Raw genomic sequence first — 13,517 nt, 5'->3', positions numbered from 1 at the left:
TCCATTATCGTTAGCATATAGCGTATACAGAACCTGGTAATTGTTCCACTCGTTTAGTCATTAGTAAATTTAACAGAACTGAGTGCAAATGTCCAAAGTTAAATTGACTATGTGTGAGCAGCTCATCAATGGTCATGGATTGTTTATGCAATAGCTCAATGATCGTTTGTTCATCCTTGGAAAGAGCCGGCTGAGTGGGAGGATTAGCATTAATGTGTCTCAATGTGTCCAAAGATATCCAATGAGGGTATTCCTCTAATATATCTTCGGCACAAGTGACCAGCTTAGCTCCTTGCTTAATCAAAGCTAATGCTCCTTGACTTTTCGGAGACGTAATAGGTCCTGGAAGAGCGAACACATCTCTGGATTCCTCCAAAGCCTGATCTGCTGTAATAAGAGAACCGCTTTTCAACGCCGCTTCTATAACAAGAACACCGGCGCTTAATCCGGCAATAATCCGATTCCTCTGAGGAAACAATCCGGGGTGAGACTTCATATGAAGCGGATACTCACTTACAATCAAGCCTTGATCGGCGATTCTTTGATATAACCCCTTATTTTCCGGTGGGTATACTTGATCAATACTGCAGCCTAGCACGGCTACCGTACTCCCCATTCCTCTTAGGGCTCCTTCATGAGCTGCACTGTCGATACCTCTTGCCAGTCCACTGACTATGCATACCTGAGTGGATGATAAAGCTTCAGAAAGTTGTTCTGCCGCTCTTCGCCCGTAAGTCGTAGGAGTTCGTGTACCTACTACTCCAATGCACAGTCTGTTCAATATATCAGTTGTCCCCTTGTAATATAAAACCCAAGGAGGCTGGGCAGTTTGCTTTAATATCGAAGGATATTCCTCATCAAAAATCGTTATGATACCGATACCCTTAGAACTGTATGTATCCAGCATCATCCCAATTCGTTCAGAATCAAGAGCTGTAAATGCTCTTGCAAGTACATCCGCACGGGAGCCTGCAATGCCATGTTCTTGCCAATCGTTACTGTCCAATTGAGCGGCTTCATGTAACTGTGGAAAGCACCTCATTATGCGCGAAATGGTTTTCCACCCTATCCCTTCTAATTGATGAAGCGCAATTAATATGGTTCTATTGTCCATCTAGTATATATCACTCCTTCGTCAAGAACAACTTTTGCAAAATAAGTCCGAAAAAAAGAAAAAGCCTTCCACTCCCTTAAGGGAATGGAAGGCTGCTTGCCTGTCCGTTTCTTACTTCTTAGTGATGCATTTATCAAGCAATCCTTTTTCTTCCAAAACGCTAACCAATGTGGAGCCCATTTCGGAAGGTGTAGGAGCTACTTTAATACCGCAACGTTCCATTGTAGCAACTTTCTCAGCAGCCGTTCCTTTACCGCCGGAAATGATGGCGCCCGCATGGCCCATACGTTTTCCTGGAGGCGCTGTTTGTCCGCCGATGAAGCCTACAACCGGTTTGGTCATATTAGCTGCGATCCATTCAGCAGCTTCTTCTTCTGCTGTTCCGCCAATTTCACCGATCATGATAACCGCGTAAGTCTCAGGATCTTCATTGAACAATTTCAAAATATCGATAAACTCGGAACCTTTAACAGGGTCTCCACCGATACCTACAGCGGAAGATTGTCCAATGTTACGAGTAGTCAATTGATGAACCGCTTCATATGTCAAGGTTCCACTACGAGAAACTACGCCTACGTGACCAGGAGTATGGATATATCCAGGCATGATACCGATTTTGCATTCGCCCGGAGTAATAACACCTGGGCAGTTTGGTCCGATCAAGCGAGTTTTTTTGCCTTCCATGTAACGGGCAACTTTAACCATGTCCAATACAGGGATACCTTCAGTGATACAAATGGTCAAATCTAATTCTGCATCTACTGCTTCCATGATCGCATCTGCTGCGAATGCAGGTGGAACGTAGATTACGGAAACCGTAGCTCCAGTAGCTGCTTTAGCTTCTGCAACTGTGTTAAACACAGGAAGAGATTTAGTAGAGCCGTTTTCCAACGTAATGTCGATGTTCGTTCCGCCTTTACCAGGAGTTACGCCACCTACCATTTGTGTACCGTAGTCAAGACCGCCTTTTGTGTGGAACATACCTACGGAACCTGTAATACCTTGTGTGATTACTTTCGTATCTTTATTCACTAAAATACTCATTTGTATAGTTCACATCCCTTGAATTATTTGAAGATGAATTCGCACGGTTGGCTCCGAACGGACATTACTTAACAAGAGCAACGATTTTTTGTGCTCCGTCAGCCATGGAGTCTGCAGCCACAATGTTCAAGCCGGATTCGTTCAAGATTTTCTTACCAAGCTCTACGTTCGTACCTTCCAAACGTACAACCAATGGACGAGTCAGACCCAATTCTTTTGCTGCTGCCACAACGCCATCAGCGATAACATCACATTTCATGATTCCGCCAAAGATGTTTACAAAAATACCTTTTACCGCTTCATCGGAAAGGATGATTTTGAAAGCTTCAGTAACTTTCTCTTTAGTAGCACCGCCCCCTACATCTAGGAAGTTTGCAGGGTCCCCGCCGTAGTATTTAATAATATCCATGGTCGCCATAGCAAGACCTGCGCCGTTAACCATGCAGCCGATGTTGCCATCAAGCGCTATGTAGCTCAAATCGAATTTGGACGCTTGGATCTCTTTTTCATCTTCTTCTTCAAGGTCGCGAAGAGCTTGAATGTCTTTATGACGGTACAAAGCGTTGGAATCGAAGTTCAATTTCGCATCCAATGCCATTACGTCTCCGCCGCCTGTAACAACCAAAGGATTGATTTCCGCGATGGAGCAATCTTTGTCTACGAACGCAGTATAAAGAGCAATCATGAATTTAACTGCTTTATTAACCAATTCAGTAGGAATGTTGATAGCGTAAGCCAATTTGCGTGCTTGGAATGCTTGCAGACCTACAGCAGGATCGACAACTTCTTTGAAGATTTTTTCAGGCGTGTGAGCTGCCACTTCTTCAATTTCAGTTCCGCCTTCTTCGGACGCCATCATAACTACACGGCCAGTAGCACGGTCAACGACTACACCCACATAGTATTCTTTTTTAATATCGCAGCCTTGCTCAATGAGAAGACGCTTTACTTCTTTACCTTCAGGACCGGTTTGGTGAGTAACCAATACCTTACCCAAAATTTGCTCAGCGTACGTGCGAACTTCGTCCAAGTTTTTAGCAACTTTTACGCCGCCTGCTTTACCGCGACCGCCGGCATGAATTTGCGCTTTAACTACAACGACAGAAGTTCCAAGCTGCTTTGCAGCTTCAACTGCTTCGTCAACCGTAAAAGCGACTTTTCCTTCAGGTACGGCAACACCATACTGTTTCAGCACTTCTTTGCCTTGGTACTCATGAATATTCATTTAGCAAAATCCTCCTATCAGTGATAGCTTTCTATATGAGCCAGAGTCCGACGGTTTCATCCATCTACCCCCGCATCAAACGAAAAAAGAGTTCGATATGATGCATTATATTTCCTGCTTGCTGGGCTAATCGCAACAAACACTCACTATTGTACCACTTTTTTTCGACACTTTCCTTATTTTTTCTGTTAATGCCTCCTTTTTTCAATCAAACTTTTTTATGCCTCTGAAAAATTTCCCGTATTATATCATTCCCATGGGAATGGAAAGCAAACAAAAAGACGCACCTTTTCCTAAAATTCCAAGAAAAGATACGTCATTTTTGTTATAATGTTCCACGCTTTACATATAGGTTGGATTGGTCGGGGTCATCGTACGCGGCTCCCGCTCCGCCTGTTTGATGAATCTTAATTCATTTCCTGTAAAGTTACAGACTAGACATTGAATCATCGGCTCAGAATCTTGAATTTGCTGTGGATCATTCACTTCTTGAACCGTACCGGAGATAGCATCCTTCAGAAATCGTTGGGAAAAGCTTGAGATCATGCTGAATTTGATTCGGTTGGAACGGCAGTTTGGACAAAAGTAAGGTTTTTCCTGCATCGCTTTCACCCCCTTACCTTGTATATCCATTTAACGCTGTGTTTATCCATTTCCAATCCTTGATTGCCATTACTCTACATTACTTGTACAATATATTAAATAAGGGTCAATAAGGAAGCACCTTTGCCCAATGGACTAATGATCCTAAGGGGGAAGGTGTATTTTGTTATGTATGGAAAAGTAATGAGTGCTTGTTTACATGGAGTTGAAGGAAAGCTTGTCGAAGTGGAGGTTGACTTAAGCAATGGCTTACCTCAGATGAATATCGTGGGTCTCCCCGACAGCGCTATAAAGGAGTCCATGGAGAGGGTACGGGCTGCCATCAAAAATTGCGGATTCACGTTTCCGCTGCAGCGGATCACTATCAATCTGGCTCCAGCAGATATTCGTAAGGAAGGTGCCGCTTTCGATTTGGCCATAGCTATGGGCATTCTTGTAACGAGCGGACAGTTGAAGCTACAACAGCCTGAAGCCACGCTAATTCTTGGAGAATTGGCCTTGGACGGTTCGATTCGTCCTGTTCCCGGAGTACTTTCTATGCTTGCAACCGCCAAAGAAAACGGGATTGCTCGTGCGATCGTACCGATTCATAACGAAAGTGAAGCAGACTTGATCGGAGAAATGGAGATCGGTTCGTTAGCTCATATCAGCCATCTTCAAGCTGCATCCGAAACCTTACTCCATCCTAACCTGAAGCCCTCCGATCGACCTAGAAGCCTCGGAGGCAATTCTATGTTGTCCCCAAGCCTCACCGAAAACTTCAGTGATGTTCACGGGCAGCTGCATGCCAAACGAGCTCTGATGATTTGTGCGGCAGGAATGCACAATATACTTCTGCTTGGTCCTCCAGGTACCGGTAAAACCATGCTCGCAAAGCGGCTTCCCACCATCCTCCCCAACATGTCGGAAAAAGAGGCTCTGGACGTTACCAAGGTTTACAGTGCTTCGGGAAAATTCGCAGATCGCAACAGTCTTATTAGTGAGAGACCGTTTCGTATGCCGCATCATTCTATTTCGGCAGCAGGTCTTGTGGGCGGTGGCACCATTCCGAAACCAGGGGAAATCAGCTTAGCTCACCGAGGCGTTTTATTCCTGGACGAGCTGCCGGAATTCTCCCGTGCCGTATTGGAGGTTCTTAGACAGCCTTTGGAGGATCGCTTTGTGACCATTGGCCGCGCTAGAGCGGTCTATCGTTTTCCATCCCATTTCATTCTTGCCGCATCAATGAACCCTTGTCCTTGTGGTTATTATGGTGCGGACTCCTCTTCTCAACCTTGCACCTGCAGTCCCCTAAAAATTGAACATTACCGCTCCAAAATTTCGGGCCCACTCCTTGATCGAATTGATCTGCAGGTGGAAGTCCCACGTATCGATTACGGTCAGATCATGGACTCAATGCCTCAGCTATCTTCCGAGGAGATGAAAGAGCAGGTAGATCGAGCAAGGCAAATTCAGCTGTCACGCTATGATGAATCTGGCATTATGTTTAACAGTGAGCTTCACGGCAAGCTTCTCCGGTCTCACTGCAAGCTACAGTCCGACGCCGAGTACATGCTGAGAAAATCGTTTGAAGTATTGGGGCTTAGCGTTAGAGCCTATGATCGGATTCTGAAAATCTCGCGAACGATTGCCGATCTGGAAGGGAGCTTACGAATAGAAACACCGCATCTAGCAGAGGCACTCCAATACCGAAGCTTGGATAAAAAGACGTTGATTTCAGGTTAAAACCTTACCTACCCAGCCTCTATTGATCAGCAAAAGATCTGGAGGCTTTTTAATACGAACAAAAAAACGCACCGACAGGGATGTCCCATCAAAATGCGTTTGGTATTTGATCTAGCGATACCAGGTTCCCTGCTTTATCCGTTACAATGGAAATGACATCAAAACGAATTTGATAGTTTTGCAGCCGGTGAGTATGAACATAAAATTGCGCTGTTTCGATTACTTGAGCACACTTCTTGTAATCAACGGACTCTACGGGTGTCCCGAAGCGAAGCGTGCTGCTGCGCGTGCGTACTTCTACGATGACTAACACTTCATTGTCCCATGCGATCAGATCAAGCTCACCGGTACGGCAGCGCCAGTTTTGCCCAGCAATACGAAACCCCTGCCGTTGTAAATGTTCAAGTGCATACTGTTCACCTAATGCTCCCAGTTGTTTACGGCTAATTACTTGCTCATTCATACGAACTCTCCTTAATTTGTTTCGCACGTTGATCCGATCGGTATATAAAACTCAATATTTCGGCTACAAGCTTGTACAGTTCAGGTGGAATTTCCTGATCCAGATCAAGTTTGGACAGAACCTCAACTAACGAAGAATCCTCCTGAACAGGTACACCGTTGTCTATAGCTTTTTTCAAAATTGCTTCTGCAATATGCCCTTTTCCTTTTGCAATAAGTACGGGAGCCTTTGACTGGTCCGGGGCATATTTGAGTGCTACTGCTTTTTTAATGGAAGATTGAAAAGGACTTTTTTCCGCCTGCCTATTCCCCTCATGATTCATACCTTGACGTCCATTCCCTTGTATTGTTTATTACCGTATAAATCAAGAAGCCTCGCAGGCAATGAAGTATCCTGCAGCCTAGAACTTGTTGTTGTATCTTCCGAGGCAAGCCCTTTCTCCGGATAAGAGCTGCATTTTAACGAAATAAATTGGTAACCGATTCCTGAGAGACTTGAAGATATTTCCTCCCGGTAGGAATCCAGTAAATCGTGTAAGAAGGGCTGGTCATTCATAACCTGCAGACTTACAATCCGGTCGACAACCTTCACATCTACCATGGTATCACCCAAAGCTTTCATCCGCAGATCGAATACGAGTCGGCAATTCTGGGCATCGATTTCTCCACGTTTACCTTTGCGAGACTGGATATGGATGGCAGCTGTCTGCTCCCCATTTGCATTCAGCAATGGAACAAACATCGTAATGTGAGTGAACATGGAGCTTCGGTCCGAATTTAACATAAGCTGCTGTCCTGTAATTTGTTGTACGGCCTGTTGAACCGTTTCTTTCATAGCAGGCGGGATGTCCTGAGACTGACTTAACTGCATGAGAACACTTTTAAGTGAATCTGCCATTTTCAGTTGTTCGTGGGTTATTGCAGGAGATGCAGCACCAGGCTGAAGCACTCCTCCATCCATACGAACTGCACCCTCATTCGCCTTCATTTCCGGCAGCTTGAAAAGCTGATTCTCATGATCTACACCAAGAGCCTTCATTAACTTCGGTATCCAATGCTCGGAGGCTGGGTCTCCTTTATGAGTAGTAAGGACTGCCTCATCTGCGGCAGCTGTTGCTCGTAATACGGATTTTGCAGCTTGATCTTTAGATTCCGAAGCAGATACAGTATTACCCCCAGCAAGCTCAGCAGATGTGTTAGCTCTAACTGTCTCGTTCTTGACCTGTTCATTTGTAGAAGAGATCCTATTGTCATTTTTGCCGTCAGAGAACATTTGTTCTCCTTCATTTTGAACAGAAGCAGTCTGTCCACTGTTAAGTGTAGTGAATGGTCTTCCAGTCGTTTTCTGAGACATAGGTTCTGAACTATCAAGCAACGCAGCATTAGCCACTGTTGCCTTCGGATCTGTAGTAGGCTGCAATTGCTGTTCCAACATAGGACTTGCCGTTTTTGATGTCCCAAGCGCTATAGTGTTTGCAGTTTTTACAGCCGTTTGTGGCATTGATTCCAAGTTACTTATATCCCCTGCCGATTGTGCATTAACATTTCCCGCAGAGCTGGCTTGTTGACCTGCAGCAGATGCTGCTGACGTTAACGTTCCAGTTTGGTTATTGCTGTTGCTAACTACTTGCGCTGTAATCTGTTTGCCTTCTTGAAGAACTTGCCCTTTCAACCCATTCATGGACGCATCTTCAGTAGTCGTTGACTGGGGAAGGAGCTGCGCTGACATCTCTTTCACCGAAGTCATCACTTGTTTAAACGTATCGAGAGCCGCCTTAGTTGAAGCGGATAGACTTGGATTATCATTCAGTAGCTTGGTCATTTGAGATTCCAGCTGTTGCAGCGTTTCATGAAAACCAGGTCCCGAAACAGCGGCTCGGACGGCATTTACGCTTTCCGGAGTTAGCGGTATACCTTTTTGTTGAGCAATAATAGCCGAAGGTAGCCATTCCTCTTGAGCCATAGATGCGGGTAGCTGGCTTTGTAGTTGAGCAAAGGCCTGCACCGTTTCCTTATTCAAGGAAATACCAGCCTGATGAAGTGTTTGAATCAGTTGTCGATTGCTTGCTGTGTCTGCCAAGCCTACATTTTTTAATATCTCAGCAAGGGATCCGTCGGCAATTTGCACCACAGAAGCATCCAAAGGTTTGAGAACGACTTGTCCTGAAGCTGATTCCGGCTGCACTTGCAGAAGCGTCACTTCACCTTGCTTTAACGGAGTCTCCAGTTTCGCTCTAACCTGAACCCCACCAATATTCAGAATGGCATCCTGCTCCGAAAGCACCTGAATGACCATGCCTTTCACAACTTCTCCCGATTTGAGCTCCAGTGTTTTAGGCTCGGACGGTTGTGCGTCTCCGAGAAAATTTTTAATTAGTCCGCTTATGTTCACCGGTTTCCACCTCTCCGGGCTGAATGAGTTAATTTCACCTAGCATGTTATTATTTATATCGGCAATTTAGCGGAACCTTTATAGTATGAAATCTCACCTGATGCAAGAGCCTTTATTTAAAATAGCTCCTGCTGCTGCACCAAAATATTTTTCAAAAACGTTTTTCGATGTAACGGAGTCGGTCCATACTCAATGATCCGTTCCCGATGAAACTTAGTTGCATAGCCTTTATGAAGTGCAATGCCGTACTCCGGATACTCCACATCCCAATGAAGACACATACGGTCTCTTGTGACCTTGGCGATAATAGAAGCTGCAGCTATGGACTGACTTAGTGCATCCCCATGTATGAGGGCCATCTGAGATAGCGGGAGATCGACTTTTTCCGCATCAACAAGCAAATATTCTGCACCAGGATTCAATTGTTCAACCGCTTGTTTCATCGCAAGCCTTGCTGCTTGCTTTATATTGATCGATTCTATCGTTTGGACGTCTACAATTCCTACTCCAATAGAGATTGCTTCCTTCTGGATAACATCGAATAATTCCTCGCGTTTCTTGTGGCTTAATTTCTTTGAATCATTCACTTCCTCCAACACGAGACCCGGTGGCAGAATGACCGCAGCCGCCACAACGTCACCGAACAGGCAGCCTCTACCTACCTCGTCAACTCCAGCTATATATTGGACGCCCTCTTCCCAGAGCGCTCGTTCATTTTCTAACAGCATATGTATGAATTCCTTTCTAGTCTAGTACTACTATGCTTTCATTATACTAGAAACAACCCGTTGCGGAAACGAATCGAATAAAATAAACAATAGCTCCTGCTCAAAAAGAAAAAGCCACCCTTCAATTAGAGTGGCTGCTGTTCATTATAGTCATCCGGCGTTTCTAAGCTGATTCTACCCATCTTCCCTGCGCGAAGTTCCCTCAATATCGTTAAAGAAGCCTTTTCCAGGTCGACACGACCACCGCTCATTAGAGCGCCTCTTTTGCGTCCTATTGCTTCCATAACCTCTACAATAGCATCCGTATCATCGGGATCTTCAGGAAGCTTCTCAATACCAAAACGTTCCTTGAGCGACGTTCCGTACTGAACGGTAAGGTACTTCATCGTATAGAATGCTATATCCACCGTGTTCAGTAATTCTTCCTTGATCGCTCCGGTTGCAGCAAGCCGCATACCAACCTGCTGATCCTCGAATTTCGGCCACAAAATACCTGGTGTATCGAGGAGCTCCATCTCGGAACCGACCTTGATCCATTGCTGTCCTTTGGTTACACCCGGCTTATCTCCCGTGGCTGCAATCTTGCGACCAGCCAAACGATTAATCAGCGTCGATTTACCGACATTGGGAATACCTACGATCAAAGCACGGATAGCTCTAGGCTTAATGCCCTTACGAAGCTGCGCTTCGATTTTCTCAGACATAAGCTGCTTGCAGCGAGCCATGATCTCTTTCATCTGATTCCCGTTAGCTGCATCCACTGGAAGGGCTTGAAGTCCCTTCTCTGCGAAATAAGCAACCCATTTCTCTGTCGCTGCCGGGTCAGCCAAATCGTTTTTGTTCAACAGCACCAATCTTGGCTTGTTTTGTAAAATCTCATCAATCATCGGGTTTCTGCTGGATAATGGAATTCGTGCATCCAACAGCTCAATCACAACGTCAATCAGTTTCAGCTTGTCCTGAATTTGACGACGGGCTCTTGTCATGTGACCTGGAAACCATTGAATCGTCATACGGTCACCTCAATTTCTTTTCCACAGCTATTTTCTTAAAAATGTACCAAGCTTATTTTATCAAACGGCCAAAAAATTAAGTCGGCACGCCCTACGATTTGCTCATACTTGACGGGTCCGATATCGCGACTGTCCGAGCTGTTCGAGCGATTGTCTCCCATTACAAAAACAGTTCCTTCCGGAATCGATTTTTCAGGGAAATTTCTTGAATTATAGGGTATCCCTTTTTTTGCAGCGTCATCCAGTGCCTTCTGCAAATAAGGTTCGTCCAATACTTTATTGTTGACGTACACCTTATCGCCTTCCACCTTTACGGTTTCTCCAGGCAGTGCAATGACTCTTTTTATGTAATCCTTCTCTTTGGTGGCATGAAATACGACCACCTCGCCTCTCTCGGGCTTGCGTATATCGTAAATGATCTTGTTTACAATCAAGCGTTCACCGGTATAAAAGTTAGGCTCCATGGACGGCCCTTCCACAATAAACGGGGCAAAAATCAACCAGCGGATAAAAAAGACGAGAGCTGCGGCGATGAGCAGCGCTTTAACCCATTCCCAAACTTCGTTCTTAACTGGATTCGGTTTGTCTACGGTTTGTTCTTGCTCCATAAAGACCTGCCCTTTCTTCCATAAATTTCAGTCCTCGATAAAAAACGAAAAGGAGCTTGGTAAACAAGCCCCCGTTTGTTTTCGTCTTAACGAATTTCTTGAATTCTTGCCGCTTTACCGCGAAGACCACGCAAGTAGTATAGCTTCGCGCGACGAACTTTACCACGGCGAGCCACCTCAAGCTTATCAATCTTCGGTGAATGTACCGGGAACGTTCTTTCAACGCCAACACCGTAAGAAATTTTTCTAACGGTAAAAGTTTCGCTAATTCCGCCGCCGCGGCGTTTGATTACAACACCTTCGAACAGCTGAATACGTTCGCGGGAACCCTCGATAACTTTAACGTGAACTTTCACTGTATCGCCTGGGCGAAAGCTTGGCAAATCTTGGCGTAGTTGTTCCTTAGTAATCTCCTGGATTAGACTCATGTATGACTCCCTCCTTCCACACAGGTGTTCATTCCGCCTCTGATGTCGAATCTCATGTTGTTATGCGTAGAGGACCACCGTAATCGGGCAAAATGCCACAACGTTGTATATAATACCATAACTATGAGGCAAACACAACTTGAAATTCTCAATATCCATAGGGCGATAGATATAAGTCTATTTACTCTGATTTGCGCTCAAATTCTTGCTGAATCTCCTTAAGCCACTGCTGTTCTTCCTTTGTGAGTGGATACGATTCCAATAGATCAGGCCTTTTTTGCCACGTACGTAAAATCGCCTGGCGCTTCCGCCATTTCTCAATATTTGCGTGATGGCCGGACAATAAAATTTCCGGAACCTCCCACTCTCGAAACTGAACAGGCCGGGTATAGTGAGGATACTCCAATAATCCCGTACTGAACGAGTCCGTTACAGCCGACGTTTCGTTACCAAGCACTCCCGGAAGCAATCTTGCGACGCTATCAATGACAACCATGGCTGGAAGCTCCCCACCCGTCAGCACATAATCGCCGATGGATAGCTCGTCTGTCACTAAATGTTCGCGAATACGTTCGTCGTAGCCCTCGTAATGACCGCAAACAAAGATCAAATGCTCTTCCTTGGCCAACTCCTCCGCTTTACGCTGCGTAAAGGGCTCTCCTTGCGGACACATAAGAACGATCCTAGGACGACTCGACAATGGCTCTGTCAGCGCCTCTACGGCCATAAATATAGGCTCCGGCTTCAACACCATGCCGCCCCCACCGCCGTACGGATAATCATCAACGGTATTATGCTTATTATTGGAATAATCACGAAAATTAACCGTGTTGAGCTCGACGATTCCTTTTTCACGGGCTTTCCCTAAAATGCTGGAGGAAAACACGCCGTCGAACATAGCAGGAAATAAAGTGAGTACATCGATTCTCATCAATCCAGCAGGCCTTCCATCAGGGATACTTTCACCCGTTTTTCGTTTACATCCACTTCAAGCACAACATCATCGATATATGGAATCAATACCGGTTTGCCGGATTCACGCTCGACCACCCATACATCGTTAGCCCCAGGAGACAAAATTTCGTTAATCGTCCCAAGCTTTTCTCCTTCATCTGTAAACACGGTACATCCGATAATTTCATGATAGTAGAATTCATCGTCAGAAAGCTCGCTCAAATACTTCTCTTCCACTTTTAAAAGCCAGCCCTTATACTTCTCCACATCATTAATATTATCGAAACCTTTAAACTTGACCATGAACATTTTTTTATGTTCACGTGCCGATTCAACTGTCACTGACAGCGTGGTTTGCTTTTGCGGGTCAAAAAATATTAGAGCGCTGCCCTTTGCGAAACGCTCATCAGGAAAATCTGTCTCAGGAACGATTTTCAGTTCCCCTCGTATCCCGTGCGTGTTGACTATTTTGCCGACCGTATACAATTTCTCGCTCATTTCGCCCTCCAACATCGTACATCTAATCAATATGTATAAGTAAACTCTCTAACTCCGACTTCCCAATTAAAATGAGATTCAAGGTTTTAAAGAGGGTTATAGGATTTATGGAAGTCGCAGTATGTTTTCAGAAGAAAAGAAAGAGCTAGGATTTCTCCTAACTCTCATGGTGTCCATTATGACACGATTTCAACCGAAACACGCTTGCTTTCTTTTACTGCAGCCGAAGTGACTACGGTACGAAGTGCTTTGGCAATGCGTCCTTGCTTCCCGATCACTTTACCGACATCGTCGGGATGTACGGAAAGCTCGAACGTAATGCTGCGGTCATCTTCGACCGTATTCACTTTTACTTCTTCGGGATGATCAACCAACGCCTTAGCGATAACGGTTATTAGATCTTTCATAACACCCTCCGAATCGGCAGATTACTTCTGCAGTTTGGACTCATGGAACTTCTTCATGATGCCAGCTTGACTGAACAGGTTGCGAACAGTATCAGAAGCTTGCGCACCAGTTTGAAGCCATCTCAGCGCTTTTTCCTCGTCGATATTAACAACGGCTGGTTGTGCAACCGGGTTGTAAGTACCAATCTCTTCGATGAAACGACCGTCACGTGGGGAACGGGAATCCGAAACTACCACACGGTAAAAAGGAGCTTTGTGAGCACCCATACGTTTAAGACGAATACGAGTTGCCATTAGAAAATCACCTCCAACATAG

Annotated in this window: 16 protein-coding genes; 1 reads left to right on the top strand and 15 read right to left on the bottom strand. The window is 45.2% G+C overall.

Annotated features, from left to right (window positions below):
- Positions 1 to 10: 10 nt before the first annotated feature.
- From dprA to BP97_RS0118375, 4 genes are all read right to left on the bottom strand, one after another.
- A complete protein-coding gene (gene dprA, locus BP97_RS0118390) occupies positions 11 to 1,114 on the bottom strand; it encodes a DNA-processing protein DprA (RefSeq protein ID WP_028550411.1) in 1,104 nt (367 codons plus the stop codon).
- Positions 1,115 to 1,225: 111 nt separating this feature from the next.
- The gene (sucD, locus tag BP97_RS0118385) at positions 1,226 to 2,158 is read right to left on the bottom strand and encodes a succinate--CoA ligase subunit alpha (RefSeq protein WP_028550410.1); all 933 of its coding nucleotides are present in this window, start codon (positions 2,156 to 2,158) and stop codon (positions 1,226 to 1,228) included.
- A gap of 64 nt (positions 2,159 to 2,222) precedes the next feature.
- The gene (gene sucC, locus BP97_RS0118380; RefSeq protein ID WP_028550409.1) at positions 2,223 to 3,383 is read right to left on the bottom strand and encodes an ADP-forming succinate--CoA ligase subunit beta; all 1,161 of its coding nucleotides are present in this window, start codon (positions 3,381 to 3,383) and stop codon (positions 2,223 to 2,225) included.
- Positions 3,384 to 3,725: 342 nt separating this feature from the next.
- Entirely contained in the window at positions 3,726 to 3,986 is a 261-nt protein-coding gene (locus BP97_RS0118375; protein WP_028550408.1) for a hypothetical protein, read from the bottom strand.
- Between the two features lie 168 nt (positions 3,987 to 4,154).
- Here BP97_RS0118375 and BP97_RS0118370 point away from each other — a divergent pair, with 168 nt between their 5' ends.
- Positions 4,155 to 5,711 (top strand): YifB family Mg chelatase-like AAA ATPase, encoded by a 1,557-nt coding sequence (locus BP97_RS0118370; protein ID WP_028550407.1) that lies wholly within the window; start codon positions 4,155 to 4,157, stop codon positions 5,709 to 5,711.
- 88 nt (positions 5,712 to 5,799) lie between these two features.
- Here the strand turns inward: BP97_RS0118370 and BP97_RS0118365 are convergent, their stop codons facing one another.
- From BP97_RS0118365 to rpsP, 11 genes are all read right to left on the bottom strand, one after another.
- Positions 5,800 to 6,174, bottom strand: a complete 375-nt coding sequence (locus BP97_RS0118365) for a YraN family protein (RefSeq protein ID WP_028550406.1) — start codon at positions 6,172 to 6,174, stop codon at positions 5,800 to 5,802.
- Positions 6,167 to 6,496 (bottom strand): EscU/YscU/HrcU family type III secretion system export apparatus switch protein, encoded by a 330-nt coding sequence (locus tag BP97_RS0118360; protein ID WP_028550405.1) that lies wholly within the window; start codon positions 6,494 to 6,496, stop codon positions 6,167 to 6,169. The genes BP97_RS0118365 and BP97_RS0118360 overlap by 8 nt, the downstream gene beginning before the upstream one ends.
- Entirely contained in the window at positions 6,493 to 8,565 is a 2,073-nt protein-coding gene (locus tag BP97_RS0118355; protein WP_028550404.1) for a hypothetical protein, read from the bottom strand. Before BP97_RS0118355 ends, BP97_RS0118360 begins: the two co-directional genes overlap by 4 nt.
- A 116-nt stretch (positions 8,566 to 8,681) precedes the next feature.
- On the bottom strand, positions 8,682 to 9,293 hold the full coding sequence (locus tag BP97_RS36800) for a ribonuclease HII (RefSeq protein ID WP_036746151.1): 612 nt from the start codon (positions 9,291 to 9,293) through the stop codon (positions 8,682 to 8,684).
- A 125-nt stretch (positions 9,294 to 9,418) separates the two neighbouring features.
- Entirely contained in the window at positions 9,419 to 10,306 is an 888-nt protein-coding gene (ylqF, locus tag BP97_RS0118345; protein WP_028550403.1) for a ribosome biogenesis GTPase YlqF, read from the bottom strand.
- Positions 10,307 to 10,341: 35 nt separating this feature from the next.
- Positions 10,342 to 10,914, bottom strand: coding sequence for a signal peptidase I (gene lepB, locus BP97_RS0118340; RefSeq protein ID WP_028550402.1), 573 nt, complete (start codon positions 10,912 to 10,914; stop codon positions 10,342 to 10,344).
- A gap of 86 nt (positions 10,915 to 11,000) precedes the next feature.
- The gene (gene rplS / locus BP97_RS0118335) at positions 11,001 to 11,342 is read right to left on the bottom strand and encodes a 50S ribosomal protein L19 (protein ID WP_028550401.1); all 342 of its coding nucleotides are present in this window, start codon (positions 11,340 to 11,342) and stop codon (positions 11,001 to 11,003) included.
- Positions 11,343 to 11,523: 181 nt separating this feature from the next.
- Positions 11,524 to 12,273: a tRNA (guanosine(37)-N1)-methyltransferase TrmD gene (gene trmD, locus BP97_RS0118330; RefSeq protein ID WP_028550400.1), complete on the bottom strand. Its 750-nt coding sequence runs from the start codon at positions 12,271 to 12,273 to the stop codon at positions 11,524 to 11,526.
- A complete protein-coding gene (gene rimM, locus BP97_RS0118325; RefSeq protein WP_028550399.1) occupies positions 12,273 to 12,794 on the bottom strand; it encodes a ribosome maturation factor RimM in 522 nt (173 codons plus the stop codon). Before rimM ends, trmD begins: the two co-directional genes overlap by 1 nt.
- A 176-nt stretch (positions 12,795 to 12,970) precedes the next feature.
- Positions 12,971 to 13,201, bottom strand: a complete 231-nt coding sequence (locus BP97_RS0118320) for a KH domain-containing protein (protein ID WP_028550398.1) — start codon at positions 13,199 to 13,201, stop codon at positions 12,971 to 12,973.
- A gap of 21 nt (positions 13,202 to 13,222) precedes the next feature.
- Positions 13,223 to 13,495: a 30S ribosomal protein S16 gene (gene rpsP, locus BP97_RS0118315; RefSeq protein WP_028550397.1), complete on the bottom strand. Its 273-nt coding sequence runs from the start codon at positions 13,493 to 13,495 to the stop codon at positions 13,223 to 13,225.
- Positions 13,496 to 13,517 lie beyond the last annotated feature (22 nt).

Source organism: Paenibacillus sp. UNC451MF (assembly GCF_000686845.1).
Classification (GTDB): domain Bacteria; phylum Bacillota; class Bacilli; order Paenibacillales; family NBRC-103111; genus Paenibacillus_S.
The sequence above is the reverse complement of the archived record's forward strand: the minus strand, read 5'-3'. Positions and strand labels throughout refer to the sequence as shown.